Source organism: Rhodococcus sp. MT28 (assembly GCF_058792695.1).
Genome location: NZ_JBXAFD010000001.1, coordinates 45,157 through 71,809, shown reverse-complemented (window position 1 = coordinate 71,809; position 26,653 = coordinate 45,157). Strand labels below are relative to the sequence as shown.

The 26,653-nt window shown below is 63.5% G+C and carries 21 protein-coding genes; 10 read left to right on the top strand and 11 right to left on the bottom strand.

Annotated features, from left to right (window positions below; all coding sequences use genetic code 11):
- Window positions 1-12: 12 nt before the first annotated feature.
- Window positions 13-843 (bottom strand): SDR family NAD(P)-dependent oxidoreductase, encoded by an 831-nt coding sequence (locus tag AC1Q6C_RS00270; RefSeq protein ID WP_007736128.1) that lies wholly within the window; start codon window positions 841-843, stop codon window positions 13-15.
- Complete coding sequence (locus AC1Q6C_RS00265) at window positions 840-2,414, bottom strand: flavin-containing monooxygenase (RefSeq protein ID WP_125051612.1); 1,575 nt, start codon at window positions 2,412-2,414, stop codon at window positions 840-842. Before AC1Q6C_RS00265 ends, AC1Q6C_RS00270 begins: the two co-directional genes overlap by 4 nt.
- Before the next feature lie 71 nt (window positions 2,415-2,485).
- Between AC1Q6C_RS00265 and AC1Q6C_RS00260 the strand changes: the two genes are divergently transcribed.
- Window positions 2,486-3,115 (top strand): TetR/AcrR family transcriptional regulator, encoded by a 630-nt coding sequence (locus AC1Q6C_RS00260; RefSeq protein ID WP_007736130.1) that lies wholly within the window; start codon window positions 2,486-2,488, stop codon window positions 3,113-3,115.
- Between the two features lie 72 nt (window positions 3,116-3,187).
- Here the strand turns inward: AC1Q6C_RS00260 and AC1Q6C_RS00255 are convergent, their stop codons facing one another.
- The 5 genes from AC1Q6C_RS00255 to AC1Q6C_RS00235 form a co-directional block, all read right to left on the bottom strand.
- On the bottom strand, window positions 3,188-6,949 hold the full coding sequence (locus AC1Q6C_RS00255; RefSeq protein ID WP_047268983.1) for a multifunctional oxoglutarate decarboxylase/oxoglutarate dehydrogenase thiamine pyrophosphate-binding subunit/dihydrolipoyllysine-residue succinyltransferase subunit: 3,762 nt from the start codon (window positions 6,947-6,949) through the stop codon (window positions 3,188-3,190).
- A 175-nt stretch (window positions 6,950-7,124) separates the two neighbouring features.
- Entirely contained in the window at window positions 7,125-10,934 is a 3,810-nt protein-coding gene (locus AC1Q6C_RS00250) for an ABC transporter ATP-binding protein (RefSeq protein WP_030536931.1), read from the bottom strand.
- A gap of 36 nt (window positions 10,935-10,970) precedes the next feature.
- A complete protein-coding gene (locus AC1Q6C_RS00245) occupies window positions 10,971-11,744 on the bottom strand; it encodes an ABC transporter permease (RefSeq protein ID WP_007736136.1) in 774 nt (257 codons plus the stop codon).
- Window positions 11,741-12,742, bottom strand: coding sequence for an ABC transporter ATP-binding protein (locus AC1Q6C_RS00240; RefSeq protein WP_007736138.1), 1,002 nt, complete (start codon window positions 12,740-12,742; stop codon window positions 11,741-11,743). The genes AC1Q6C_RS00245 and AC1Q6C_RS00240 overlap by 4 nt, the downstream gene beginning before the upstream one ends.
- A gap of 68 nt (window positions 12,743-12,810) precedes the next feature.
- Complete coding sequence (locus AC1Q6C_RS00235) at window positions 12,811-13,560, bottom strand: hypothetical protein (protein ID WP_003945111.1); 750 nt, start codon at window positions 13,558-13,560, stop codon at window positions 12,811-12,813.
- 154 nt (window positions 13,561-13,714) lie between these two features.
- Between AC1Q6C_RS00235 and AC1Q6C_RS00230 the strand changes: the two genes are divergently transcribed.
- Window positions 13,715-14,125 carry a VOC family protein gene (locus tag AC1Q6C_RS00230; protein WP_003945129.1) on the top strand — a complete coding sequence of 137 codons (411 nt, stop codon included), beginning with the start codon at window positions 13,715-13,717 and terminating at the stop codon, window positions 14,123-14,125.
- Between the two features lie 11 nt (window positions 14,126-14,136).
- Here AC1Q6C_RS00230 and AC1Q6C_RS00225 read toward each other — a convergent pair whose 3' ends face one another.
- Window positions 14,137-15,171 carry a glutathione S-transferase family protein gene (locus AC1Q6C_RS00225; RefSeq protein WP_042450363.1) on the bottom strand — a complete coding sequence of 345 codons (1,035 nt, stop codon included), beginning with the start codon at window positions 15,169-15,171 and terminating at the stop codon, window positions 14,137-14,139.
- Window positions 15,172-15,194: 23 nt separating this feature from the next.
- Entirely contained in the window at window positions 15,195-15,884 is a 690-nt protein-coding gene (locus AC1Q6C_RS00220) for a GNAT family N-acetyltransferase (protein ID WP_003945114.1), read from the bottom strand.
- A gap of 126 nt (window positions 15,885-16,010) precedes the next feature.
- Here AC1Q6C_RS00220 and AC1Q6C_RS00215 point away from each other — a divergent pair, with 126 nt between their 5' ends.
- Both AC1Q6C_RS00215 and AC1Q6C_RS00210 read left to right on the top strand, forming a co-directional pair.
- Entirely contained in the window at window positions 16,011-16,634 is a 624-nt protein-coding gene (locus AC1Q6C_RS00215) for a PadR family transcriptional regulator (RefSeq protein ID WP_007736146.1), read from the top strand.
- Between the two features lie 2 nt (window positions 16,635-16,636).
- Window positions 16,637-18,121, top strand: coding sequence for a DHA2 family efflux MFS transporter permease subunit (locus AC1Q6C_RS00210; RefSeq protein ID WP_230358905.1), 1,485 nt, complete (start codon window positions 16,637-16,639; stop codon window positions 18,119-18,121).
- On the opposite strand, the gene AC1Q6C_RS00205 is transcribed toward AC1Q6C_RS00210, so the two are convergent.
- Window positions 18,081-19,481 (bottom strand): FAD-binding oxidoreductase, encoded by a 1,401-nt coding sequence (locus AC1Q6C_RS00205; RefSeq protein WP_230358904.1) that lies wholly within the window; start codon window positions 19,479-19,481, stop codon window positions 18,081-18,083. The genes AC1Q6C_RS00210 and AC1Q6C_RS00205 overlap by 41 nt on opposite strands.
- Here AC1Q6C_RS00205 and AC1Q6C_RS00200 point away from each other — a divergent pair.
- The 4 genes from AC1Q6C_RS00200 to AC1Q6C_RS00185 all read left to right on the top strand — a co-directional run bounded on the left by AC1Q6C_RS00200 (window position 19,480) and on the right by AC1Q6C_RS00185 (window position 23,337).
- On the top strand, window positions 19,480-20,280 hold the full coding sequence (locus tag AC1Q6C_RS00200) for an enoyl-CoA hydratase/isomerase family protein (protein ID WP_230358903.1): 801 nt from the start codon (window positions 19,480-19,482) through the stop codon (window positions 20,278-20,280). The two genes, AC1Q6C_RS00205 and AC1Q6C_RS00200, sit on opposite strands and share 2 nt — an antisense overlap.
- A 93-nt stretch (window positions 20,281-20,373) precedes the next feature.
- Window positions 20,374-21,567: a class I adenylate-forming enzyme family protein gene (locus tag AC1Q6C_RS00195; RefSeq protein WP_230358902.1), complete on the top strand. Its 1,194-nt coding sequence runs from the start codon at window positions 20,374-20,376 to the stop codon at window positions 21,565-21,567.
- A gap of 35 nt (window positions 21,568-21,602) precedes the next feature.
- Window positions 21,603-22,364 (top strand): crotonase/enoyl-CoA hydratase family protein, encoded by a 762-nt coding sequence (locus tag AC1Q6C_RS00190; protein ID WP_116058085.1) that lies wholly within the window; start codon window positions 21,603-21,605, stop codon window positions 22,362-22,364.
- Between the two features lie 7 nt (window positions 22,365-22,371).
- A complete protein-coding gene (locus AC1Q6C_RS00185) occupies window positions 22,372-23,337 on the top strand; it encodes an adenosine deaminase (RefSeq protein ID WP_209922323.1) in 966 nt (321 codons plus the stop codon).
- A 3-nt stretch (window positions 23,338-23,340) separates the two neighbouring features.
- On the opposite strand, the gene AC1Q6C_RS00180 is transcribed toward AC1Q6C_RS00185, so the two are convergent.
- Window positions 23,341-24,654, bottom strand: coding sequence for a D-arabinono-1,4-lactone oxidase (locus tag AC1Q6C_RS00180; protein ID WP_054781623.1), 1,314 nt, complete (start codon window positions 24,652-24,654; stop codon window positions 23,341-23,343).
- A 78-nt stretch (window positions 24,655-24,732) separates the two neighbouring features.
- Between AC1Q6C_RS00180 and AC1Q6C_RS00175 the strand changes: the two genes are divergently transcribed.
- Both AC1Q6C_RS00175 and AC1Q6C_RS00170 read left to right on the top strand, forming a co-directional pair.
- A complete protein-coding gene (locus AC1Q6C_RS00175) occupies window positions 24,733-25,380 on the top strand; it encodes a TetR/AcrR family transcriptional regulator (RefSeq protein WP_020908434.1) in 648 nt (215 codons plus the stop codon).
- A 70-nt stretch (window positions 25,381-25,450) separates the two neighbouring features.
- On the top strand, window positions 25,451-26,626 hold the full coding sequence (locus tag AC1Q6C_RS00170) for an amino acid deaminase/aldolase (RefSeq protein ID WP_007736155.1): 1,176 nt from the start codon (window positions 25,451-25,453) through the stop codon (window positions 26,624-26,626).
- Window positions 26,627-26,653: the final 27 nt, after the last annotated feature.

Below are 26,653 nucleotides of genomic sequence, written 5' to 3'. Positions count from 1 at the left end.
TGTGAAACGAACTCAGCTGGACTTGGGCATCATTCGGCCGGCGACGATCGCGACGATGCGCTGGTAGCCCGATCCTACGAGGCGAACCCAGGCGTCGAGTGCGATTGCGTCCATCCCGATGAGAACTCGCGGCTTGCTCTTGCGAACGCCGTTGACGATCGTCTTGGCGGCATCTTCCGGAGTGGTGCGCGCGAGCTTGCGGTCGAAGAACTCGGAGAAGACCGCAAGATCTTCACCCGGGCCTGCGGTGGCGTTGCGTGCGATGGCGGTCTTGATTCCGCCCGGGTGCACACAGGTCACCTTCACCGGGTGCTTGGCGATCAGCATTTCCTGGCGAAGCGACTCGGTGAAACCGCGAACGGCGAACTTGGCCGAGTTGTATGCGCTCTGACCCGGCATCGACAGCAGACCGAAGAGGCTCGACACGTTCACGATGTGCCCGTCGCCGGAGGCGATGACGTGGGGGAGGAATGCCTTGGTGCCGTTGACAACTCCCCAGAAGTCGACGTCCATGACACGTTCGAAGTCCTTGAATTCGGACTTCTCGAAAGTGCCGTGGTAGGCGATTCCGGCGTTGTTGTAGATCTGGTTGACCTTGCCGAAATGGGCGACAACCGCGTCGGCGTACTCGAGAACCGCTTCGCGCTGGGTGACGTCGAGATGGTCCGACTTCACCTCGGCGCCGATGGCTTCCACCAGACGCGTTGTCTCGGCGAGCCCGATGGTGTCCACGTCGGAGATTGCCAACTTGGCGCCCTGGCCGGCCAGGTTCAGTGCTAGTGCGCGACCGATGCCCGATCCCGCTCCGGTGATGACTACGACCTTGCCTGCAAAATCACTCATTGTGCTACTGCCTTCTCGTCGTCGAGGTCGATCTGTGAAGTGGTCGCGGTGCCGACGGCGCCGAGATCCGAGGTGGCGACGCTGCGGTATGCCGCGAGGTCGAAATGCTTGGTGGCGTTGCGGAACTGGAAGGTGAAGCCAGGCCACAGGGTGGTGTTGTTTCCGTGCTTGTCCATGTACCAGCTGGCGCAACCGCCGTTGTTCCACACGCTCTTGGACATAGCTGCCTGCAGGTCCTTGTTGTACTTGTCCTGCTTGTCCTTGCGCACCTCGATGGTGCCGATGTCGTACTTGTCGATGGTGGTGATCGCGTCGACCAGGTAGTTGATCTGCGACTCGATCATGAAGACCATCGACGAATGTCCGAGGCCGGTGTTGGGTCCGACGAGGAAGAACATGTTGGGGAAGTTGGCAACTGCCGCGCCCTTGTATCCCTGCATGCCGGTCTCTTCGAAGACCTCGGCGAGCGAGCGTCCGTCCTTGCCGAAGATTCCCGCGAAGGTGGGGGAGTCGGTGACGTGGAATCCGGTCGCCACGACGATGGCATCGATCTCACGGGTGGTGCCGGTCTTCGAGACGATCCCGTTGGCGGTGACCTCCTCGATGCCTTCGGTCACCAGGTCGACATTGTCCTGGGCGAGGGTGGGGAAGTAGTTGTTCGAGATCAGCATGCGCTTGCAGCCGATCTGGAAGTTGGGCATGACCTTCTTGCGAAGATCCTTGTCCTTGATCTGGGCCTTCAGGTGACGCTCGGCGGCGAACTGCAACGGCTTCATGAAGACCGGCGCCTTGGCCAGGCCGACGACCTGCGTCTCTCGCATCCAGTAGATACCGGTGCGGCACAACTTCTGGAAGCCGGGGAGGTACTTGAACGCGAGGTGCTCGATCTTGGTGTACTCGCGGTCTGCGCGGGGCAGGATCCACGGCGCCGTGCGCTGGTACACGTCGAGATGCGAGACCTTCTTGCCGATGGCCGGCACGATCTGGATGGCCGAGGCGCCGGTTCCGATGACGGCCACACGCTTGCCGGTCAGATCGGCGTCGTGGTTCCAACGCGAGGAGTGGAAGATCTCGCCCTTGAAGCCGTCGATGCCCTTGATGTCCGGAAGTGAAGGCTCACACAATGCGCCGACGGCCGAGACGACGATCTTTGCGACGAATTCGCCCTTGTTGGTGCTGACGTGCCACCGAGCAGACGCCTCGTCCCAGCGTGCGGAGAGAACGTCGCAGTCGAAGATGTGCTTGTCGAGCACCTTGTGGCGGTTGGCCACCGACTGGATGTACTTGTAGATCTCGGGCTGAGTGGAGAAGGAGCGCGTCCACTCCGGATTGAGTGCAAAAGAGTACGAGTACAAATGCGACGGCACGTCACACGCGGCGCCCGGGTAGCTGTTGTCACGCCAGGTCCCGCCGACGTCGTTGCCGCGCTCGAGAACGACGTAGTCGGTGATGCCGGCCTGTGCCAGTTTGATCGCCGCACCGAGACCGGCGAAACCACTGCCGATGATCAGTGTGCCGACGTGGCGAGTATCCGCGGCAGGTGCTGAGGTATCTGTAACTGGAAGACTCATGTAGGGAACGATATGCCTTTATTGAGTCACGGTCAATAGCTTATTGACGAATATTCAGTAGTCTATTGGGCATGGACGCAGTAAAGCGAACGCGGCTCGACCCTGCGCAACGCCGAGCGCAACTCATCGACCTCGGGGCGCGGATGCTGGCCGAACGGCCGCTCGAACAGATTTCCGTCGAGGACATCGCCGATCAGGCTGGTGTCTCGCGGGGGCTTCTGTTCCACTACTTCGCGTCGAAAAGCGAGTTCCATCTGGCGATCGTCCGACACAGCAGTGAACAGATGCTCCAGCGCACCGAGCCGAGCGAGTCGGACGATCCGATGCTCACCCTCCGCTCGGTGCTGGCGTCGTACGTCGACTACGTGACCGAGAACCGCAATACCTACGTCTCGCTGCTCCGGGGGACCGCCAGCGGGGATCCGCAGATGCGTGAGGTGTTCGAGCAGACTCGCGACATCATGGCCAAGAGAACCCTCGATCAGCTCCCGAAGATCGGCCTGACTCGAACACCTCAGGTGGAGTTGGCCGTTCGCGGTTGGATCGCGTTCGTCGAGGAAGCCACCATCAGTTGGCTCCGAGCGCCCGCCATCACCCGCGAGGAACTGATCGACCTGACGGTTCAGTCGTTGCCCGCGTTGGCACTGGCGGCCGTCGGCTTCGATGCCGGGCCGGATCTGGGTCTGCTGCAATCGAATTGACGTGAACGCAGAAAGGCCGGGCCCCACACTCCTTGCGGAATGTGGGGCCCGGCCCTTGTCAAATTACTGAGATCAGTTGGTCGGCAGGAACGCCTCGTCCAAGATCTCCTGCTGCTCCACCGCGTGGACCTTGCTCGATCCCGAAGAGGGAGCGGACATCGGACGACGCGAGATGCGCTTGATACCGGTCAAGGTCTCCGGCAGAAGGTCCGGCAGAGCCAGCCCGAGGAACGGCCACGCACCCTGGTTTGCGGGCTCTTCCTGGACCCAACGGAACTGATCCGCATTCGGGTAACGGTCCAGGGTCTCCTTGAGGCGACGCTTCGGCACGGGGTAGAGCTGCTCCATGCGCACGATGGCGATGTCGTCACGCTCGTCCTTGTGCTTCTTCGCCAGGAGTTCCCAGTACAGCTTGCCGCTGACCAGCAGAACCCGCTTGACCGATTCGCGTGCGCTTTCGCCGCTCTCGTATGCCGGCTCCTCGAAGACCGAACGGAACTTGCCCGTCGTGAAGTCCTCGACGTTGCTGACGGCAGCCTTGTTACGCAGCATCGACTTGGGCGTGAAAACCACCAGCGGACGGCGGATGCCGTCGAGGTGATGGCGACGCAGCAGGTGGAAGTAGCTGGCCGGAGTCGACGGAACCGCAACGGTCATCGAGCCTTCTGCACACAGCTGAAGGAAACGCTCGATGCGACCGGAGGTGTGGTCCGGACCCTGACCCTCGTGACCGTGCGGCAGGAGCAGCACGACGTCGGAGAGCTGACCCCACTTGGCCTCACCCGAAGAGATGAACTCGTCGATGATGGTCTGCGCGCCGTTGACGAAGTCACCGAACTGCGCTTCCCACAGGACCAGAGCGTCGGGGTTACCGACCGAGTAGCCGTACTCGAAGCCCAGACCTGCGTACTCGGTGAGTGCGGAGTCGTAGACCATGAACTTGCCGCCGTTTTCGGCGTCGGCAGCGATCTTGGCGATCGGGCTGTACTCGTTGCCGGTCTTGCGGTCGATGAGGACCGAGTGACGCTGCGTGAACGTTCCTCGCTTGGAGTCCTGACCCGCGAGGCGGATCAAGGCACCCTGCTCGGCCAACGAGCCGAACGCAAGCAATTCTGCGAACGCCCAGTCGACATGTCCCTCACGGGCCATCTCGCGGCGCTTCTCGGCAACCGGCTTGACGCGCGGGTGAACGGTGAAGCCGTCGGGGACGTTGACGAACGCATCACCGATGCGCTCGAGGACCTCGGGAGCGACAGCCGTGGTCAGGCGAGCCGGGGGAGTCTGGTCGAGTTCGACGGACTCGGACGGTTCGGGCTGGAACTTCTCGAGTTCACGGACCTCGTTGAAGACCCGTTCGAGCTGGCCCTGGTAGTCGCGAAGTGCGTCTTCGGCTTCCTTGAGCGAGATGTCACCGCGGCCGATGAGGGACTCGGTGTAGCTCTTACGAACGCTGCGCTTGGTGTCGATGACGTCGTACATGGCCGGCTGGGTCATCGACGGGTCGTCGCCCTCGTTGTGACCGCGACGGCGGTAGCAGATGAGGTCGATGACAACGTCCTTGCCGAACTTCTCACGGAAGTCGACGGCCAGCTGAGCAACCCAGACGCAAGCCTCGGGGTCGTCGCCGTTGACGTGGAAGACCGGTGCGGCGATCATCTTCGCGACGTCGGTGCAGTACTCGGACGAGCGTGAATGTTCCGGAGCGGTGGTGAAGCCGACCTGGTTGTTCACGACGATGTGCACGGTGCCACCGGTGCGGTAACCGCGAAGCAGCGAAAGGTTGAGCGTCTCGGCGACAACGCCCTGACCGGCGAATGCAGCGTCACCGTGCAGCATGAGCGGCAGGACGGTGAAGCCTTCTTCACCCTTGTCGAGGATGTCCTGCTTGGCGCGGACCAGGCCTTCGAGAACCGGGTCGACGGCCTCGAGGTGCGACGGGTTTGCGGTCAAGGAGACAGCGATGTCGTTGTCACCGAACATCTGGATGTACGTTCCGCTGGCACCCAAGTGGTACTTCACGTCGCCGGAGCCGTGAGCGGCTGCCGGGTTCATGTTGCCCTCGAACTCCGTGAAGATCTTGGAGTACGGCTTGCCGACGATGTTGGCAAGCACGTTGAGACGGCCACGGTGCGGCATGCCGATGACGACCTCGTCGAGCTGGTGCTCGGCGGCCTGGTCGATCACGGCGTCCATCATCGGGATGACGGCTTCGGCGCCTTCGAGCGAGAAGCGCTTCTGGCCGACGTACTTGGTCTGCAGGAACGTCTCGAAGGCCTCGGCGGCGTTGAGCTTGCTCAGGATGTACTTCTGCTGAGCGACCGAAGGCTTGGCGTGATGGCCCTCGACGCGGTCCTGGATCCACTGACGCTGATCCGTCTCGAGGATGTGCGTGTACTCGACGCCGACGTGGCGGCAGTACGCGTCGCGCAGCACGCTCAACACGTCGCGCAGCTTCATCTTCTCTTGACCGTGGAAGCCGCCGACCTTGAACTCACGGTCCAGATCCCACAGCGTCAGGCCGTGGCTGATGACGTCGAGGTCGGGGTGGCTGTGGAACTTGTCCTTGACGAACTGCAACGGGTCCGTGTCGGCCATGAGGTGGCCGCGGTCACGGTATGCAGCGATCAGTTCGAGAACGCGGGTGTTCTTGTCGACAGCGCCTTCCGGCACGTCCTTGCGCCACCGCACCGGCTCGTACGGGTTGCCGAGCGCGTGGAAGATCTCGTCGTAGAACTCGTCGCTGATCAGCAGGTTGTGGATCGTGCGCAGGAAATCGCCCGACTCGGCACCCTGGATGATGCGGTGATCGTAGGTCGAGGTGAGAGTCATCAACTTGCCGACGCCCATCTCGGCCAGCTTCTCGTCGCTGGCGCCCTGGAACTCGGCGGGGTATTCCATCGCGCCGGCACCGATGATGGCGCCCTGGCCCTTCATCAGGCGAGGAACGGAGTGAACCGTGCCGATACCGCCCGGGTTGGTCAGCGAAATGGTGACGCCGGTGAAGTCTTCGCCGGTGAGCTTGCCTTCACGGGCGCGTCGGACGATGTCCTCGTATGCCGCGTGGAACTGGACGAAGTTCATCGACTCGGTGTTCCGGATGGCGGCAACTACCAGTGAGCGGTTGCCGTCCTTTCCGGGAAGGTCGATCGCGAGTCCGAGATTGGTGTGCTCGGGCGTGACCGCGTTCGGCTTGCCGTCGATTTCGGCGAAGTGCCGGTTCATGTTGGGGAACGCGTTGACTGCCTGGACGATCGCGTAACCCAAGAGGTGGGTGAACGAGATCTTGCCGCCGCGGGTACGCGCGAGGTGGTTGTTGATGACGATGCGGTTGTCGAACATCAGCTTCGCGGGGATGGCACGCACGCTGGTTGCAGTCGGGATCTCGAGCGAGAGCGACATGTTCTTGACGACTGCGGCTGCGGCGCCGCGGAGAACCTTGGTTTCCTCGGCTCCGCCGGCAGGGGCGGGCTTCGCAGTAGCGGCCGCGGGCTTGGCTGCTGCGGGCTGGGCCGGGGCGGCCTTGGCGGCGGGCGCTGCCGTCTTCGCGGGGGCCGGAGCGGCAGCCTTGGCAGCCGGCGCAGGAGGTGCGGTCTTGGGGGCGGGAGGCGTGGCCTTGGGAGCAGCAGGCGGAGCTACAACAGCGGCGGGTGCAGCCGCGTTGCCGTTCGAGGCAGTCCCGTTTCCACCTCCCGTGTTCGCCGAGTCCGGCGAGTAATCGGTCAAGAATTCGTGCCAACTGGGATCCACGGACGACGGATCGTCCTGGAAGCGTTGGTACATCTCGTCAACCAGCCACTGGTTCTGTCCGAATTGGGATGTAGAACTGCTGCTCACGGCAGGTGTTCGCCTCGTTTCTATTTCGGTACCCGATCAGAGCGCCTATATACATGAGATTAGCCCGAGCGTGTGACGAGCAATTGTGCGGCACACAATTTGTGAGCTGTCTCACGGAAGTCCGTGATCTTGCGATCGCGCACTACCTCTCGGCGGTACAAATCCGTGCCGACTGTCACGCGACGGGGTTGCCTTCGATGACAGTTCTCGACGTCAGATTATTCCCCTCACGCGCCTGCGATGCATCCCAGAGTCCCGAGTAGTGACCACCGGCATACCGCAGAACATCGTGCGGGCCGTATTCAACGATACGTCCCCGGTCAACTACGACAACGAGGTCCGCTCGGGCAGCTGTCGCGAGGCGGTGAGCTACGACGACGGAAGTCCGTTTCCGGGTGACCGACCGACTTGCTTCGAGCACCATTCGTTCGGTCGCGGGATCGAGCGTCGCGGTCGCCTCGTCGAGGAGCAGAAGGTCCGGGTCGACGAGTTCGGCACGGGCCAATGCGATCAGTTGGCGTTGGCCCGCCGAGAGCCCCTGGCCGCGCTCGCCGACGGGATGATTCATGCCTCCACGCATGTCGGCTATCGAATTCAGTGCGCCGACGGAACGTGCCGCTTCCTCGATCTCCGCGTGCGACGCCGACGGCCTGCCGTACGCGATGTTGTCGGCGACCGTGCCGGTGAACAGATGGGCTTCTTGTGGGACCACGCCGAGGCGACGTCGGTACTGCGAGAGGTGGAAGTTCCGGATGTCGGTTCCGTCCACGTCGACCGATCCGGACGTCGGGTCGTAGAAGCGGGCGAGCAACTTCACGACCGTCGACTTCCCGGCACCGGTTCGGCCGACCAGAGCGACGGTCGTGCCCGGCGGGATTTGCAGATCGAAATCGGAGAGGGCGTCGACGTCCGCACCCGAGTACCGGAACCCGACCCCGTCGAGATGGACGGCGCCGTCGAGTCGTCCGGAGATCGCGATCAAATCCTCGCTGTCGGCAGTCTCGATCGAACTGCGAGTGCGCAGCAGGTCGCCGATTCGTTGCAATCCGACGTTTGCCTGTTGGTAACCATCGAACACTTGTGAGAGTTGCTGAATCGGTCCGAACAGCAGACCGAGGTAGAGCACGAAAGCGATCAGTACGCCGGGCGAAGTCGATCCGTTGGCGATCTGGTGCGCACCGACGAACACGACCGCGGCCAACGCGAGGTCGGACAGGAACGAAATGAAAGGGAAGTAGATCGAAATGGCTCGCTGCGACCGCATCCGCGATCGGCGGTAGCTCTCGGAGCGTTCTGCGAACCTACGCGCAGCACCTTCTTCGCGGCGGTAGGCCTGAGCCGCTCGCAGACCGGCGATGTTCTCCTGGAAGTCGGCATTGACGAGCGAGATCCGTTCGCGGGACTGGCTGTAGGCAACCGAGGAGATCTTGCGGAAGACCACGGTCGCGACCACGAGCGGTGGGATGACGGCCAGCGCCACCAGGCCGAGCGTCACGTCGGTCGCCAGGAGGGCGATCGAAATTCCGCCGACGGTCAGGACGCTCACGATCGCCGTCGACATACCGGTTTGGATGAACGACGAGAGCGCGTCGACGTCGGTGGTCATACGCGTCATGATGCGGCCGGACAATTCCCGTTCGTAGTAGTCCAGACCCAGGCGCTGCAAGTGTGCATAGCTGCGGACGCGGAGCCCGAACAGCACGCGTTCACCGGCTCGGGCCGTGAGCACCGTCATGACCGCCACGATGACCCAGTCTGCGGCGACCAGGAGCGCGCCGAACGCCGTCGCGATCCAGAGTGTGGTGCTGTCTGCGGTCACGACTCCGTGGTCGATCGCATATCTGACGAGGGAGGGAAATGCGATCGCCGCGGCGGAGTCCAGGGCAAGGCACACGACAACCGCCAGTAGAACCCAGCGGACCGGCCTCAAGATCTGTCGGAGTGAGAACTGTGGATTCGATTCGCGCAGGCTCTCAGGAGCGATTCCGGGGTCTTCGCGTGCGGGTGGGAGAGCGTCGACTGCTGCCCGCAGAGACGGAGTCACCGCGATTCCGCTGAGCGCTCCGGCCATCGGTCCGCCCGCACCCTGCGTCGTAGCGGCTGTGCTGTCGGCTTCGGATTCCGGTGCCTGCGGCCACAACTGCTCGGTTGTCGGCTCGCTGCGGTCACGTCCGAAAGCATCGGAGTCGACGTCGTCGAGTTCGGCCGGTAGTTCCGGCGGCGAGGAGAACAGGGCGCGAAAGAGCGGACATCGCGCTTCCAGTTCGTCCACGGTTCCGGAGTCGATGATCCGTCCGCCGTCGAGAACCGCGACCCGATCTGCCAGCGTCAAGGTGGATCGCCGGTGCGCGAGGATCAGCGTGGTTTGCCGTCGTCTGGCCCGGAACGCGTCGAAGATCGCAGCCTCGGTTGCCGCATCGACCGCGGAGGTGGCGTCGTCGAGGACCAAAATCCGCGGGTCGACGAGGAGGGCTCGGGCAAGCGCGATGCGCTGACGCTGGCCTCCCGACAGCGTCAGACCTCGTTCACCGACAACGGTGTCGTATCCGTCCGGGAGTGCCTCGATGAAGGTGTCTGCCTGTGCCAATGCAGCTGCGGCGCGGATGTCCTCGTCTGAGGCGTCCTCGCGGCCCAGTGCGATGTTGGCGGCGATGGTGTCCGAGAACAGGAAAGGTTCGTCGAAGACCAGGCTGACGGCGGCACGAAGCTGCTCACTGCGCAGTTCGCCGATGGGGAACGTCTCGCCCGCGGTATCGACGGTCACTACACCCGAAGTCGGGGCGTAGAACCGGGGGAGAAGCAAGGACAACGCGGTCTTGCCCGACGCGGCCGGCCCCACGACGGCGACGGTCTCGCCCGGTTCTATGCGGAGGTTCAGCCCGGTCAGGACGTCGCGTTCGGTGTCGAACCCGAATGCGACGTTTTCGAAAGTGACGCCGAGCGGACCGTCGGGCAGGTCCACCGGATGGTCAGGATCGGCGATGTCCGGCTGAGCGTTGATGACGTCGTAGACACGCTCGACAGCGGCGCGCGCAAGCTGCGCCATGACGATGACCGACGACAGAGTTCGGGTGACGCCGGTCATCGTCACGATGTAGGTGGCGAACGCGAGAAACGTTCCCACGGTGATCTTGTCGTGCAGTGCGAGATACCCGCCGAGGGCGATCACTCCCACCTGCCCCAGCTGGGGCAAGGCGGCCATGGTCGGCGCGAATTTCGCGTTCAACCACGCGGCGCGAAGACGCTCCGAATACAGCGTGCGGCTGTGCTTTTCGAGTTGGTCGACGGCTCGTTGTTCCTGCCCGAATCCCTTGACGACGCGCACGCCCGTGACGGTTTCCTCGACATGTTGGGCGAGGTCGGCGGCCCGCTGCTGCGCGGACCATGTTGCGGCGAAGAGCATCGGTCGCATCAGGAACACCACCAGCCCGACTGCGGGGATGACGGCGACAGCGACGAGAGTCAACAGCGGCGAGAGCCACGCCATGATGCCGATCGCGAGCACGAATTGCAGGAGCGCACCCGCGGACATGGGCACCATCGCGAGCAAACCCTGGACGAGTTGTAGATCGGTGATGGACCGGGATACCACCTGGCCTGTGCGGATCTGATCCTGTCCGCGTCCGTCGAGGCGTTGCAGCGAGCCGAGCAGGGCGAGCCGCAAGTCGTGTTGAACATCGAGCGAGAGTCGGCCGGCAAGCATCCGTCGGCCGTACTGGCACGCGAAGCGCACGACCGCGAGCAGCGCGATCGCCAGCGCGACGAACCCGATCACCTTGCCTGGGTTCTCCTGGCTTGCGGCGTCGAGCGCATAGCGGGTCAGAAGAGGAAACGAGATGTCGATCGCCGAAGCGATGACGGTCACCAGAAGCGCGCCGATGGCAACTCTTCGGTGCAACCAGCATGCGTGCGCCAAGCGGCGGATCCAGCCCGGAGCTCGATCGACCTCTCCAGCTACCGGACTGTCCGTGTTGATCGTGTTCATCGAGATCCACGGTAGACCCGGCCCCAGACAGCCTTTTCAGGTGATGTCGCGGGTCCTGGTCCGCAGCCAACCGAGCCCGCAGAACAGAACCACCCAAGCTGCCAGCATCATCGGGCCGCTCGGCCAGGACGCAAACGCGTCGACGTCGATCGACGGGGCCGCATTGATGATCGTGCCGATCGTGGCCGACACCGGAAGCGCGGCCCCGACCCCGCCGAGATCCATCGCGAGCAGCACTGCGCGGACGATCCATTCACCGAAGACGAACCACAGGATGACCGAGAGGGCACCGGCCATCGACGAACCGGTGAGCAGTGCCACCCCGGCGCCGAGCAGTGCCCACAGAGCGCACGCCAGAATGCCTGCGGCGCAGATGGCGAAGAGATCGGTGGTGAAGCTGAAGTCCCGGCCGAAGAGCAACATCGCGCCGATGCTGACTACTTCGACCGCCAACGCGTAGCCGACGGCGAATACCGCGACGACGGCAAGTTTTGCGCCGAGAACTCCGTCACGGCCGCGAGCTGTGAGGAACGTCGTGGTGAGAGTTTTGTAGCCGAATTCGGATCCGGCGGTGAGTGCTCCGAAGACAGCCGCGAACACCAGGACAAGCGTGTTGGAGACACCGAGGCTGACGCCGGTGGACACGACATCGACGTCGAAGGTGGTGTCTGCCGAATCGGCCACGGCTTCGACGAACGTCCTGGTGGAGGCAGCAATCAGCACGGCCACGACGACCGGTGCGATGGCCAGTGCCCACCAGTAGCGCAGGGTGAGAACTTTGAGTGTCTCCGCGCGCACGAGCGTGGTCATCGGTGTCCTCCGGAAGGTCCGTATGCGGCAGGGCCGTAATAGCCCGGTCCGGAACCGGGACCGGGTGGGCGGTGGTATCCGACCTGGGGAACCGCGTACTGCGGTGTTGTCATCGCGAGGAACAGTTGCTCGAGATCTGCGCCTTCGGTTGCGACGCCGAAGATCGTGACACCGGCGGCGGATGCCACCGGTGGGAGCACCGACGTGTCGGTGCCGCCCACGGCGAGCCGTCCGTCCTGCGTGATCTGGGCGTCGATGATTCCGCGAGCGGCCAATGCCGTGGCGAGGAGCGCTGGGTTGGAACACGAGACGAGCAGTCGACTGCGCTGCGAGCGGCGAAGTTCGTCCATGGTCCCTTGGTAGACGAGTGAGCCGGCGCTGACGATGACCACGCTGTCGACGGTCGCTTCCACTTCACGAAGCGCGTGACTCGAGATCAGAACCGTTCGGCCGGAACCGGCGAAGGTCTGCAGGAACTGACGAAGCCACGCCATGCCCTCGGGGTCGAGTCCGTTCGCGGGTTCGTCGAGCACGAGGATCTCGGGATCACCGAGCATCGCGGTGGCAAGGATCAGGCGTTGGCGCATCCCGAGCGAGAAGGTGCCGGTCTTGTGGACTCCGACCGATCTCAGACCGACCATGTCCAGCACCTGCGCCGCGCGCTGAGTCGGCATGCCGATAGCGGCCGCGTAGATCTCGAGGTGTCCGAGCGCCGTTCGTTTCGGATGGAGACTGCCGACGTCGAGTACTGCGCCGACGGTCCGAGCCGGGTTGGGCAGCAAACGCATCGGGGTGCCGTTGATCGTGGCCGATCCCGACGTCGGTGACACCAGTCCGAGGAGCATCCGCAACGTGGTCGTCTTGCCCGAACCGTTCGGGCCGAGAAACCCGGTGATCGAGCCCGCCTGAACGTCGAAGCTCAGGTCGTTGACCGCGCGCGCCGCCTTGAACGTCTTCGTCAACCCACGAATCTCGATGGGGGCAGAGAAGGATCCCATTGCGGTGTTCGTCAATGCTGCTCCCGGGTCGGCGGCGAATACGTGATGCGAGCCTACGGCCCGGACGGCTATCTGCGGATGGCCCGGCGTGTCTCCGTCTGGGGAAGCACTGCGGCATCGTCGGCAGGCATCACGATCAGGTGGTCGGTCCACCTGGCCGGTGCCGGTCCGAAGGCTTCGCGCGCATTCTTGACGACGCCCTTGCCGATTGCACGGTTGCCCGCACCGCCGATGACCGCACCGATTCCGGCCGGAACGAGCTTGCCGAGGATCAGTGCGCTGCGCTTCGCGGCGTACTTGGTCACGAATTTCCGCACGAGGGTGCTGTTCATTCCCCTCATCGTGGGTCCGGGAATCTTGCTCGTGATTGCCGTTCCCCAGTTCTTGGCTGTGATTCCGGTGGCCTTCTGCACGATCTCCATACCGGATTCGCCGAGGGCGACTGCCAGGACCAGGGCACGTCGTTGCTGGTGATCCTGTACGGAGATTCCATGCACTGACGCAATTGCCAAGGTCAGCAGCGCTGACGCCTCGAGGAAGAAAGCCGATTCCGCACCGACGGCAGCGATGGACGCGACCGTTCCGACGCCCGGCACCGCGGCGGTGGCGCCGACGGCACTGCCGCTGCCGGTCACGGCGAGAATGAACATCTTCTCCATCCGCTCGACGATCTGAGCAGGTGACTCGTCGGGGTGGGCCTTACGGACATGGTTGACGTATTTGGCCACTGCGGGCGCTTGCAGGCGGCTTCCGTTGTCGAGAACGGAAACGAGGACCTTCTCGATACGCCCGCTGTCGTTGTTCGTCGACTTGCTCATTGCTGCCCCTCCACAGTTGTCCTCCTCTGAAGCGAGGTGGACCGTATCTCGAGAATAGGTGAAGTTTTCGCTGGCGGCGGTGATCACCGGGGCCATAGGCTCGTACGAGACTCGGTTTTCTTCGTGAGTTTTCCCAGGCAGGAGTTCGAGTGTTATGACCGCCACTTCGGAATCTCGTTCGACGACCATCTGGCCGACGCTGCGCTACCTCGACGCCCGTGCGGCAATCCACTTTCTGGTGAGCACCTTCGGTTTCGTGGAGAAGGCCGTCTACGGAGAGGGAGACGTGGTCGACCACGCCCAACTCGACTGGCCGGGCGGTGGCGGCATCATGTTGGGTTCGCCGCGCACCGATTCTGCGATCGCCGGCCTGCCGCCTGGAATCGGTTCGGTGTACATCGTCGTGGACGACGCGGACGCCGCCGATGCACTCCACGAACGCGCTGTCGCGGCGGGCGCCACGATCACGCAGGGATTGCGCGACGAGGACTACGGTTCGCGGGGGTTCACCTGCCGTGATCCCGAAGGTGTGTACTGGAGTTTCGGCACGTACGCAGGGGAGTAGCCCCCCGCGACCTACCTGGTGGCCCAGTGCTCTGCCGGAACCACTTCCGACGGGATGGGCGGATGAGGTGGTGTGCCGTCCCCGAACGGTCGGCCACCCAGCTGTTCGCGTCCGTGCGGTTCGAGCCAGTGTGTCAATTCCGGTCCCTTGGGCACGATTCCGGAGGGATTGATCTCGGAATGCACGATGTAGTAGTGCGCTTTGATCTGTGTGAAGTCGATGGTGTCACCGAATCCGGGGGTTTGGAACAGATCGCGCGCGTAGTCCCACAGCACCGGCATCTCGCTGAGTTTGCTTCTGTTGCACTTGAAGTGGCCGTGATAGACGGGATCGAACCGCGCCAGCGTGGTGAACAGGCGCACATCGGCTTCGGTGATGGTGTCGCCCACCAGGAAACGTTGCCGGGCAAGACGTTCGGTGAGCCAGTCGAGGCGAGCGAACAGCGTGTCGTATGCCTCGTCGTACGCCTGCTGTGAACCGGCGAAACCGCAGCGGTAGACGCCGTTGTTGACGTCGCGAAAAACGTACTCGGCCACTTCGTCGATTTCGTTTCGCAGAGGCTCCGGGTACAGATCCGGTGCGCCTTCGCGGTGGTACTTCTTCCATTGCGTCGAGAAGTCGAGGGTGATCTGTGGGTAGTCGTTCGTGATCACCTTGCCCGTGGCGATCTCCACCATGGCGGGCACCGTGATTCCCCTGGGGTAGTGGGGATCTCGGGCGAAGTATGCGTCCTGCAGTCGCGGGATCTTCAGTACGGGATCGACGCCGCCCGGGTCGAGATCGAAAGTCCAGCTTCGCTTGTCGTGAACCGGACCGCAGATGCCCATCGACAGTACGTCTTCGAGGCCGAGTAGGCGGCGGACGATGATGGCGCGGTTTGCCCACGGGCAGGCACGTGCCACGATCAACCGGTATCGCCCGGGTTCGACGGGGTAACCGTCGCGGCCGTCCTCGGTGATCCGGGTCGGGATGTAGTTGGTGTCGCGTTTGAATTCACGACCCTCTTCGACGAATGTCGGTTCGCTCGCGCCGTCTTCCGTACTCATCTGCGGTCCCTCTCGTTCGAGTGTCAACTGGGCAGGTGCACGTGTACCCGAGCGTATGCCCCCAGAACGTCGAATTTGGCTTTACGTGGAAGCGTCGCGCCGATCGCACTGCCGCGACTTGTGCGTAGCTGCGGGATCAAGCCGGAATCGAGAGCGTCCTCCGCAGCGAGAAGCGTTACTGCGCAGCCGATTCCGTGACGGCGATGCGCTGGAGCAGTCAGGGTCGTAAGATCTGCCACGAATCCCTGAAATTCGGAGTACGCCGCGCATCCGAGCACCTCGGTGGAATCGGTGAGGGCGGTGAACCACCGCGTCCGGTTCCCGAGGTCGGCTGTGGTGCTGTCGTCGGGTGGGCAGAGCGCAGCGACGGCGAGGGCATCGTCGATGTCGTGGGAAATCAGTAGTTGCTCGTCGGGTGGCGCGTCCGTGTAGTCGCCGAGGAAAGCGAGATCGACGGGGCCGGTGATTCGGCCGCCGTGATCGCCGGCGATCTCGAGCAGACGCGCCGGTTGCAGCAGGGCGTCGACGGAGATGTCCTCGGTGCGCTCGATGAACCACTGCGGCCCGACGATCGCACCTGAGCCTGCCAGATCGAGAACGTGGATGTCGTCGCCGACGACGCGGGCCGTGTGTGCCGGCCGAAGTGCCGAGTCGCCGAGGCCCAGTTCACGTGCCCAAGCGAGTCGGATGATGTCGAGGTGATGTTCGTCCACTCGCTACAGGCTAGTCCGATTCGAACGGGTTGATCGAGATGGACAGAGGTCGTATATTCCATGTGGACTATTTCAGGTGGAATAGTCAAGAAATAGTCAATTGCGGCTTGTCAGGGAGGGGGACTCATGGGTGACGTGTCACTGACGCCTCTGGGAATCACCGTTCTGGGCCTGCTGTCCGAGCGTTCGATGCATCCGTACGAGATGTATCAACTGGCCTCGGTTCGCCGGGGCGATCAGTTGGTGAAGATCAAGCCGGGATCGCTCTATCACACGGTTTCCCGGTTGGAGAAGCAGGAACTTCTGGCTTCGATCGGGACCGATCGTGAGGGCAACCGGCCCGAACGGACGACGTACGAGATCACCGCCCGGGGCCGCGAGGCCCTCGAGCATCAACTACGTGAGATGTTGGCGGTTCCGGTGCGGGAGTATCCGCGGTTGCCGCTCGCGCTCGCCGAAATGCACAACCTTTCCGCGTCCACCGCGTGTCAGATGCTTCGAATTCGTCTCGCGCACCTCGACAAGACGATCGCGAAATTCGAGGCCGACTACGAAGCGCTGAAGGCGGCGGAAAAACCACGAATCTTCACGGTGGGCGCGGACTACGCCCACGCACTGACCGTCGCCGAAAGAGAGTGGATCGGCGCGTTGGTGACAGACATCGAGAGCGGCGAAATGCCCTGGCTCTCACAAGAACTTCTCGACCGGCTGGCCGGCTCCGCAGGCTCGTCCGCACTACCTAAGGACTGAAGATGGAAAAGCAGGTCAATCCCTGGCACGCGCTGTGGGCGCTGTGTATCGGGTTCTTCATGATTCTGGTGGACAGCACCATCGTCGCTGTCGCCAACCCTGCGATCATGGAGGACCTCGGCACCGACATCAACAAGGTCGTCTGGGTCACCAGCGCGTACCTGCTGGCGTACGCGGTGCCGCTGCTCGTCACCGGCCGGCTCGGTGACAGGTTCGGACCGAAGAACCTGTACATGATCGGCCTCGTACTGTTCACCGGCGCTTCACTGTGGTGTGGTCTGTCCGGCAGCGTCGAGATGCTCATCGTGGCAAGGGCTTTCCAGGGTCTGGGCGCCGCAATGATGACGCCTCAGACGATGGCCGTCATCACACGCACGTTCGCGCCGAACAAGCGTGGCGCCGCGATGGGCCTGTGGGGCGCGGTTGCCGGTGTTGCGACGCTGGTCGGTCCGCTTGCCGGTGGTGTGTTGGTCGACAATCTCGGCTGGGAATGGATCTTCATCGTCAACGTCCCGGTCGGTATCATCGCCTTCCTCCTCGCGTGGAAGCTTGTTCCGTCGTTGCCGACCAGCGAGCACAAGTTCGACATCCCCGGCGTGATTCTCAGCGCCGCAGGCATGTTCCTGCTCGTGTTCGGAATCCAGGAAGGCAGTTCGTACGACTGGAACGGATTCGTCTGGAGCCTGATCGGTGCCGGTGTGGTGTTGCTCGCGGTGTTCGTGTTCTACCAGTCGCGCAACAAGAACGAGCCCTTGCTCCCACTCGAACTCTTCAAGGACCGCAACTTCTCGCTCGCCAACGTCGCCATCACCGCGATGGGCTTCGCGATCACGTCGATGGTCCTTCCGCTGATGTTCTACACCCAGGCAGTTCGCGGACTCTCCCCGACGCAGTCGGCGCTCCTCCTCGTTCCGATGGCCGTGCTAACCGGCATCTTTGCGCCGATCATCGGCAAGCTCGTCGACAAGACGCATCCGCGCTACATCGCGGGCACCGGCTTCCTGCTGTTTGCGATCGCCCTGGGCTGGCTCGCACTGGTGATGTCTCCCGACGTCGCGATCTGGGAACTGCTCCTGCCGATCGGCCTGATCGGCTTCGCCAACGCATGCATCTGGTCACCGCTCGCGGCCACCGCCACACACAACCTGCCTCCGATGCAGGCCGGCGCCGGCGCCGGCGTCTACAACACCACCCGGCAGGTGGGTGCGGTTCTCGGCAGTGCCGCGATCGGAGCACTGATCACCGCACGATTGGCGGCTCAGGGTCTGACCGGCGGCAGTTCCGAAGCCGGAGTGGGTCACCTACCCGAGTTCGTCCGAGAACCGTTCAGCACGGCGATGTCGGAGTCGATCTGGCTGCCCGCAGGCGTGCTGCTCATCGGCTTCGTCGCTTCGGTGTGCTTCGCTCGGCCTCTGCGCGGCGACGCACACGACGACGCGATGGCCGTCAGTGCCGAAGCGCGTCGGGAAACATCACTGCACGATTGAGATAGTCGCTCGGGTCCAGGGCTCGCTTGATCGCCCACATCGTGGCTATGTCCTCCGCAGAGAGGGCCAGGTCCAGATAGTTGCGTTTGAGCGAGCCCACCCCGTGTTCGGAACTGACGTTTCCGCCGTGATCGCGAACCAGTTCGAGGACGCTGCGGTACACGGTGTCGGCGTTCGGGCAGTTCAGGACGTTGAGGTGGATATTTCCCTCGGCGACGTGTCCGAAGAGGATCGGAATTGCCGCGGGGGCACGACTCGCGATCACCGCCGCGGCGTCCTCGGCGAAGGTGGCAAGCGAGTCCAGCGGCAGCGCCGCGTCGAATTTCAGTGGGGGGCCGAACAGTCCGACCACTTCGGCGAAACACTCCCGCGCCGCCCACAAACGCGTCGAGCCGGGATCGTCGACCGCCACTGCCGGGTTCTCCGGTGGGTCGATGCGTTCGAGCAGCTCGGCCAGGTCTTCCAGCGGATCGTGGGCCGCGGACACCTCGGCGAGGAGGTACCACGGTCGCCCCGTCGGAACCGCGGCGTTCAAATGGTGGGCGGCCAGTTCGAGACCGCGCCCGTCCACCAACTCCAGTGCGTCGACGCCGTCGAGAGTGCGCAACACTCGCCCCGCCTCGACGACGTCTTGGAGTGTGTCGAAACCGGTCAGCGATGTGACGCGGTGAGTCGGTATCTTCCGTAATTTCAGGTCGACTGCCGTGACCACACCAAGAGTTCCCTCGCTGCCCACCCACAGAGCGGGCAGGTTGTATCCGGAATTGTCGGACAACACTTTCGGTGACCGGCGCACAGGAGTTCCGTCGGGGAGTACCACCTCGAGTCCGAGCACCTGTTCGGCCATGTTCCCGTATCGAACCGTGTGCAGGCCACCGGCATTGGTGGAGACCATGCCGCCGATCGTCGCAGTGTCCCGCGAGGCTATGTCGACACCGAACTTCAAACCGGCGGCGGCGGCCGCCGAATGTACCTGCGCGAGTGTCGCTCCCGCACCGACGGCGATCCGACCGGCGGCAACATCGACTTCGCCGATCGCCTCGAGGCGTTCGGTGGAGAGCAGGACGTCGTCGTGCTCGGGCACCGTCCCGGCGACCAGACCGGTTCGCCCGCCCTGAATGGTGACCGGTACGCCGCGCGAGCGGCACACGTTCAGCGCTGCCGAGACTTCGGCGGTATTTCGGGGTCGGACCAGAGCGCTGGCGCGCCCGCTGTAGCGCCCTGTCTGGTCGGTGGAACGGGTCGCCAACACGTCGGCGTCGTCGACGACGAACCGGTGTCCCACAACGTCCGCGAGTGCATTTCTCAGACCCTCCACCCGACGATCGTAGGCCGGTTCGATGTGGCAGTGTGGCGGCATGACTGCTCCCGAATCGCATCCCACCCGCCTCGAGCGCTTCACCACCGATGGTGGTGCCGAGGTGGCTGTCCTGACGTTCGCGCACGGACCACTCAATCTGTTCGATCAGGCCATGTTCGACGCCGTCATCGCCGATGTTGCAGCGCTGACCGAAAACCCACCGCGCGCTGTGCTTCTGCGCGCCGAGGGCAAGGTCAACTCGGCCGGCGTCGACGTCCATGTGTTCGACGGACTGAACCCGGAGCAGGGAGCGGAATTGTGGCGCGAACTGTTCGCCCAGATCTGCCATCCGCTCGAGGCGTTGCCGTGCCCGGTCATCTACGCGGCGCACGGGCTGACGCTGACTGCTGCCTTCGAGATCTCCTTGGCCTGCGACATCATCCTCGCGGCGCCGAAGGCGAAGTTCGGACTGGTCGAGACAGTGGTCGGTCTGACGCCGTCCATGGGTGGACCGCAGCGTTTGGCCGAGCGCGCCGGTTCCGGACGGGCTCGGGAGTTGGTCATGACCGGCGATCTCTACGACGCCGTAACCCTGCACTCGTGGGGCGTCGTCAATGCAGTTCACGACGATGTCGATGCTGCGGCGCGTGCCCTGGCGACCAGGCTGGCGGACGGACCCACGCGAGCCCACGACGCCACCAAGCAGATCGTCGCGGCCTGGCGTTCCGGCGGGATCGCTCATGCGGATTCGGTGACTCCCGGAGTGTCCGGTGCGCTGTTCGCCACCGATGACCTACGCGGCGCTGTCCGCAGTTTCCTCGACGTCGGACCGGGCAAAGCGGTCTACTCCGGAAAGTAAGTTTGCGACGATTATCGCCAGAGACCTCCACGAACTGTGATCCACGTCATATAGTCGAATGGCCGGTGGGTTGTCAGTGACGTGGAGGTATCGATGCGGTCGACGCTTGTGGAATACCCGTGTTCGAATCAGCTCCTCGCCGACGCCCGTGTCACCCGTGCGGGTGACGGGGTGCTTCGGTACAGCCAACTCGACCCGTCGCTGTCCGAACTCCTCGATATCGCCGTTCATCGATTCTCCTCACGCATCGCGGTGGAGGAGGTCGACGGCGAGCAGGTCACCTTCGCGGAGTTGTGGGCCGAGGCGTCGCGGGTCGCAGGCGGGCTGAAGTCGCGAGGCGTCGAGATCGGTGACCGTGTGGCCATTCGCGTCGCCGCCGGGGTGAGGTGGATGGAGGCGTGCCTCGGCGTCATTCTCGCCGGCGGTGTTCCGGTCTCCGTGGGTGTTCATCTGAGCGACGACGCGGCGGACTTCGTCATCGCGGACAGTGGCTCGGTGTTGGTGCTCGACGGGGAACTCCCACACGGTGTTCCGTTCATCGACGACGGTGCCGCCCCGGAGGAGATGGCGATCCTCGCGTACACCGCCGATTCTTCGGGCGAAATGCTGGGCGTCGAGTTGAGCAACGAGAACGTGCTCTCCGCCATCGTCGGCATTCTGCACTCGCGCGATTACGGCGTCGAAGGTGTGCGAAATCTGTTGGTGGACAATGACTTCAAGTCGGTGCGGCAGTTCGTGCACGTGCTCGCGACGTTGGTGGTCGGTGGAACGGTGGTCCTCGCCGGCGACTTCTGGCGTGAGAGTGTGCATACCGTCGACATCGTGACCGGGCGGCCCGAGGACCTGCTCGAGCCACGGTTGCTCACCCTTGGACCGGCGGCGCGTGCCGGTTCGAGGTCGGTTCAGTGGATCGATTGCAGCGGGTCGCCGATCACGGCCGAACAGGAATCCAAGCTGCTGACCCTGTTCCCGGCCGCTCGGCATGTGATCGGGTGGGGCAAAACCGAGACCTGTGGGGCTGGTCTCATTCTGCCAACCGAGTCGGCGCCCACCCACCTCGGAAGCGTCGGAATCGCTTTCGGTGGAATGGAAGTGGCGTTGTACGGCCCGGATGCTCCAGGTGGTTTCGGTGAGTTGCTGTGCCGTGGACCGAGTGTCACGCGTCGGTATTGGAACTCGCCGCAAGCGACCTCGACGAGGTTCACCCAGGGGTGGTTCTGCACTCACGACACCGCGCAGATCGACCCCGATGGCTTCGTCCGTATTGTCGAACGCAACGTCGCGTAGTCACGCGAGCGTGGTCGACAAACGAGAGGGACATCATGGCGGACGAGGTTCTCACCGAGCGGCGCGGGCGGACACTGATCATCACCATCAACCGGCCCGAGGCGCGTAACGCCATCAACTCGGCGGTCAGTCACGCATTGGCCGGTGCGGTCGAAGAGCTCGATGCGGACGACGATCTGTCCTTGGCGGTGCTGACAGGGGCCGGCGGAAACTTCTGTGCCGGTATGGATCTGAAGGCATTCGTGGCCGGCGAGAACGTACTCGTGCCGGGACGCGGTCTCGGATTCACGGAAGGGCCGCCGCGTAAGCCGATCATTTCGGCGGTCGAGGGCTTCGCGTTGGCAGGCGGCACGGAACTCGTGCTTGCCACCGACCTGGTGGTCGCGTCGTCCGAAGCGAAGTTCGGTATCCCGGAGGTCAAGCGAGGGCTGGTCGCAGGTGGAGGCGGATTGTTGCGCCTGCCCAAGCGGATTCCGTACCAGAAGGCATTGGAACTGGCCCTGACTGGTGACAGTTTCACAGCCGAGGAGGCCTACCGCTACGGCTTCGTGAACACGGTGACCGAGCCGGGTAAGGCGCTCGAAGGCGCGCTGGAGCTGGCTGATCGCATCACCCGCAACGGACCGCTCGCGGTTGCGGTCACCAAGGAGATCATCGTCAAGGCCGGCGGTTGGTCCGACGACGAAGCTTTCGCGAAGCAGTTGCAGGTCATGGCGCCGGTGTTCGCGTCCGAAGATGCACGCGAGGGCGCGACGGCGTTCGCCGAGAAGCGCGCCCCGGTCTGGAAGGGGCGGTAACACCGACATGGCTACACCTGTCGCAGAGCTGCACATGCACATCGAGGGTTCTCTGGAACCCGAACAGATTTACCGACTTGCCGAGCGCAATCGAATGGACTTGCCGTACAACGACATCGACGATCTGAAGTCGAGGTACGAGTTCACCGATCTGCAGTCGTTCCTCGATCTCTACTTCGCCAACATGGCCGTCCTGCGCACCGCGGAGGATTTTGCCGACCTGACGCGAGCGTACTTCCGCCGGGCGGCTGCGGCCGGCGTCGCGCATGCCGAGTTCTTCTTCAATCCACAGGCGCACGTGGTCCGTGGTGTTCCGCTGACCGAGGTCCTGGACGGGATCATGGATGCGGTGGCATCGAGTGAGCGCGAGTTCGGGCTCAGCAGCGCGGCAATCGCCGCCATCCTCCGAGATCAGCCCGTCAAGGACGCCGAGGAGATCTTCTCCGAGATAATTCGCCTGCAGGCTCCGATCGTCGGGCTCGGACTCGACTCCGCGGAGGTCGGCAACCCGCCGTCACTGTTCGAGGACGTGTTCGCCCGCGCGCGTGCCGAGGGTTTGCACGTTGTGGCTCACGCCGGTGAAGAGGGACCGCCCGAGTACATCTGGCAGGCGCTCGACATTCTCGGCGCCGAGCGGATCGACCACGGAGTCCGGGCACTCGAGGATCCTGCCCTGATCGAGCGTCTGGTCGACGAGGAGATTCCACTGACGGTCTGCCCGTTGTCGAACGTTCGTCTGCGGGTGTTCGATTCGCTGTCGGATCATCCGCTTCGATCGATGCTCGAGATGGGTTTGATCGTCACGGTCAACTCCGACGACCCGGCCTACTTCGGGGGATATGTCGACGACAATTTCACCGAACTGGGCCGAGCCCTGGGTCTGACGGAGGCCGAGCGAGACACCCTCGCCCGGAACTCGATCAAAGCCTCGTTTGCGAGCGATGCGCGAAAAGCGGAACTGCTGCGGCACTGAACGTCAGTCGCCGAGCACCTGACGCAAGTACTCGTTGTCGAACACACGATTCGCGTCGTACTTGTCTCGAACGGCGACAAAGTCGTCGAGTCGGTCGTACGTAGGACGCAGGTCGTCGACGGTCCGGTTGTGCATTTTTCCCCAATGCGGCCGGCCGTCGACGGCGCGCGCGATGGCTTCCACCGCGGCGAAGTATTCGGTTTCGGGTCGGCGGTGGTACTGGTGTACCGCGATGTATGCCGTGTCGCGTCCGTGAGCAGTGGAGAGCCAGAGGTCGTCGGCGGCAGCGAAACGTACTTCGACGGGGAAAGCGACGTTGGTTCCGGACTTCTTCATCCAGCGATCGATTTCGTGAAGTGTCTCGGTGACGTGTTCGCGCGGAATCGCGTACTCCATCTCCTTGAACTTCACGCGGCGCGAAGACGCGAATACCCGGTAGCTGCGATCGGTGAACTCGCGGGCGCCGAGCAATCGGGACGACACGTTGTTGATTCTCGGGATCGCGGCCGGTGCCAGGGTGGCAACGCGGTTGACACCTTCGAAGAGTGTGTTCGAGAGGAGTTCGTCGTCGACGAACGCGCGGACCTTGCCCACCGGATCGGGTTCGGTATCTCCGGGGAGTCGCGTATTGCTCTTCGTCAGGACACGATCGGTGTGCGGAAACCAGTAGAACTCGAAGTGGTCCAAGCCCAGACGATCGCTCTCGAGGGTGTCCAGTATGTGAGACAGCGTGTCGGGTTCCTCGATTGCGCGAAGTGTGAATCGCGGAACGCAGGCGAGAGTGATCTTCGAAATGATGCCGATTGCGCCCAATCCGAGGCGGCCTGCTTCGAACAATTCGACGTTTTCGTCGGCGCTTGCGGTAACGACGGATCCGTCGGCGAGAACGATCTCGATTCCGCGAATCTGCGTGGCGATACCGCCGAATCGTGCGCCGGTGCCGTGCGTGCCGGTGGACGTCGCGCCGGCCAGTGACTGGACGTCGATGTCACCGAGATTGGCCATCGCATATCCGCGTTGCCACAAGGCGTCGTTGAGAGCATGAAGGCGAGTGCCTGCAAAAACAGTGACCAGCGCACCGTCGTCGGTCGGTGTGATCGAGTCGATTCCGCTCAAGTTGTCCAGGCTGACGAGGACACCGTCAGTGACCGCGACACCGGTGAACGAGTGGCCGGCGCCGACGGCCTTCACACGTTGGCCACGCGAGGCGGCCTCGGCGACCAACGACGAAAGTTCACGGGTATTTGTCGGCGTCGCAAAGCGACGCGGCGCGGCGCTTTGAGTGCCCGCCCAGTTCTGCCAAGTGTCCGAAGCCATTACGCAATAATGTACTTGGACGGTCGTCCAGGCAAGTATTGCGCGAAGATTTTGTCATTTGCGTTCTACGATCATTGGATGCTGAACAGGCTCCCGGCGGACGAACGCCGCACACAATTGGTCGAGTCCGCCTTGTCTATTGCGGAACAGCGCGGTGTCAGTTCTGTGACGGTAAGGGCGGTGGCAGAGGAGGCCGGGGTATCGCTCGGCGTCGTTCATTACTGCTTCGAGAGCAAGGAAGCGCTGATCGCGGCAATGGGTGAAACGCTCATTCTGCAGCTCAGTGCGTCGATGCAGTATGCGTTCGCGCAGGTCCGCCATGCGCCGGATCTCAGTGGCGTGCAGGGGCTCAGGGAATTGCTGCACATCGGCCTGACCGGAATGTGGCCGACCATCGAGGCAACCCCGGATCGCCAGTTGTTGACCTACGAAATTACTGCGCAGGCACTGCGTAGTCGCAATCTCGGAGCCGAACGTGCTGGGGCGGTTGCATTTGAGCAGTACCGAATCATGGATGAGCTCGCGGTGTCGTTTCTCGAAGAGTGCGCCAAGATATCGGGCACGGTGTGGACGGAGCCGTTGAGTTCGATTGCGCGACTGAGTCTTGCGATGATCGACGGCCTTGTTCTGCGATGGCTGGTCGATCGTGACTCCGACGCGACTATTGCCGAGTTCGGAGAAATGGTTCAGGTAATCGCCAACAAAGCCGTGGTCGCGCCTCAGTAGAACCGCCATCCTGGACATACGTCCAGGATTGGTGATTGACTGGTCGCACGCCGCGACGATTGGATCATCTGTGACCAGGACCCTTGATCGACTCACTGCTGCCACGCGAGAACTCGACCCGCCTCTGGCTGCTCTGGATCTGACCACACTGCGCAGTAATGCAGCCGACCTGGTGCGCCGCGCCGGTGGAACCCCGGTGCGAGTGGCGAGCAAATCGGTTCGTTGTCGGACGGTTCTGGCTGAAACTCTCGGCGACACACTGACCGCGTCCGGCGGATTCCGCGGAATCATGGCGTACTCGCTGCGCGAGGCTCTGTGGCTGGTCGGGCTCGGCGCACGGGACATCCTGATGGGGTACCCGACCGCCGATCGTGGCGCCATCGCGGATCTCGCTGCCGACGACACCGCTCTCGCATCGATCACCTTGATGGTCGACGACGATGCGCAGTTGGACCTCATTCGTTCGGCGTCGACGGGGGATGCGCCTGTCCGCGTGTGTCTCGACGTCGACGCGTCACTGCGGATCGGCCCGATCCATCTGGGCGTACGACGCTCGCCACTGCGCGAACCTGGCGCGGTCGCCGCACTCGCGGCGCGTGCGCGCCAACGCGGATTCTCCGTCGTCGGAGTGATGTTCTACGAAGCCCAGATTGCCGGCCTTCCTGACACCAGTGCTCCGATCGGTTGGGTCAAGAAAGCCTCTGCCCGCGAATTGGCGTCCAGAAGGGGCGCTGTGGTCGCGGCCGTCACCGATGCCGTGGGTGCACTCGAGATCGTCAACAGCGGCGGTACGGGGTCGCTGGAGGTCAGCTCGGCCGATCCTGTGGTGACCGAGGTAACAGCAGGCTCCGGACTGTACGTACCGACCCTGTTCGACCGCTACCGTGCCTTCCGTCCCGATCCGGCGCTGTTCTTCGCGCTGTCGGCCGTGCGCAAACCGACGCCGTCGGTCACGACCCTGTTCGGTGGCGGATACATCGCGTCGGGACCTGCGGGAGCCACCCGCGTTCCGTCGCCGGTCTGGCCCGCCGGTCTCAAACTGCTCCGTAACGAAGGTGCCGGCGAAGTCCAGACGCCGGTCACCGGGAAGGAAGCCGGCAACATCGCGATCGGCGACCGTGTGTGGTTCCGTCACGCCAAAGCCGGCGAGCTGTGCGAGCGCTTCGACCGCGTGTACGTGGTCGAAGCCGACGGCACCCGAACCTCGGTTCCCACCTATCGCGGCGAAGGGCAGTGCTTCGGGTAGGGCAGTGTTTCGGGTAAGACAGGCTTC

What these genes read in the sequence shown, in the direction of transcription:
- AC1Q6C_RS00195 (WP_230358902.1), top strand. Translation starts at nt 20,374, where the DNA reads ATGCGGTCGACGCTTGTGGAATACCCGTGTTCGAATCAGCTCCTCGCC.
- AC1Q6C_RS00215 (WP_007736146.1), top strand. Translation starts at nt 16,011, where the DNA reads ATGGGTGACGTGTCACTGACGCCTCTGGGAATCACCGTTCTGGGCCTG.
- AC1Q6C_RS00260 (WP_007736130.1), top strand. Translation starts at nt 2,486, where the DNA reads ATGGACGCAGTAAAGCGAACGCGGCTCGACCCTGCGCAACGCCGAGCG.
- AC1Q6C_RS00235 (WP_003945111.1), bottom strand. Translation starts at nt 13,560, where the DNA reads ATGAGCAAGTCGACGAACAACGACAGCGGGCGTATCGAGAAGGTCCTC.
- AC1Q6C_RS00225 (WP_042450363.1), bottom strand. Translation starts at nt 15,171, where the DNA reads ATGAGTACGGAAGACGGCGCGAGCGAACCGACATTCGTCGAAGAGGGT.
- AC1Q6C_RS00175 (WP_020908434.1), top strand. Translation starts at nt 24,733, where the DNA reads ATGCTGAACAGGCTCCCGGCGGACGAACGCCGCACACAATTGGTCGAG.
- AC1Q6C_RS00230 (WP_003945129.1), top strand. Translation starts at nt 13,715, where the DNA reads ATGACCGCCACTTCGGAATCTCGTTCGACGACCATCTGGCCGACGCTG.
- AC1Q6C_RS00240 (WP_007736138.1), bottom strand. Translation starts at nt 12,742, where the DNA reads ATGGGATCCTTCTCTGCCCCCATCGAGATTCGTGGGTTGACGAAGACG.
- AC1Q6C_RS00265 (WP_125051612.1), bottom strand. Translation starts at nt 2,414, where the DNA reads ATGAGTCTTCCAGTTACAGATACCTCAGCACCTGCCGCGGATACTCGC.
- AC1Q6C_RS00210 (WP_230358905.1), top strand. Translation starts at nt 16,637, where the DNA reads ATGGAAAAGCAGGTCAATCCCTGGCACGCGCTGTGGGCGCTGTGTATC.
- AC1Q6C_RS00245 (WP_007736136.1), bottom strand. Translation starts at nt 11,744, where the DNA reads ATGACCACGCTCGTGCGCGCGGAGACACTCAAAGTTCTCACCCTGCGC.
- AC1Q6C_RS00205 (WP_230358904.1), bottom strand. Translation starts at nt 19,481, where the DNA reads ATGCCGCCACACTGCCACATCGAACCGGCCTACGATCGTCGGGTGGAG.
- AC1Q6C_RS00185 (WP_209922323.1), top strand. Translation starts at nt 22,372, where the DNA reads ATGGCTACACCTGTCGCAGAGCTGCACATGCACATCGAGGGTTCTCTG.
- AC1Q6C_RS00250 (WP_030536931.1), bottom strand. Translation starts at nt 10,934, where the DNA reads ATGAACACGATCAACACGGACAGTCCGGTAGCTGGAGAGGTCGATCGA.
- AC1Q6C_RS00180 (WP_054781623.1), bottom strand. Translation starts at nt 24,654, where the DNA reads ATGGCTTCGGACACTTGGCAGAACTGGGCGGGCACTCAAAGCGCCGCG.
- AC1Q6C_RS00270 (WP_007736128.1), bottom strand. Translation starts at nt 843, where the DNA reads ATGAGTGATTTTGCAGGCAAGGTCGTAGTCATCACCGGAGCGGGATCG.
- AC1Q6C_RS00200 (WP_230358903.1), top strand. Translation starts at nt 19,480, where the DNA reads ATGACTGCTCCCGAATCGCATCCCACCCGCCTCGAGCGCTTCACCACC.
- AC1Q6C_RS00190 (WP_116058085.1), top strand. Translation starts at nt 21,603, where the DNA reads ATGGCGGACGAGGTTCTCACCGAGCGGCGCGGGCGGACACTGATCATC.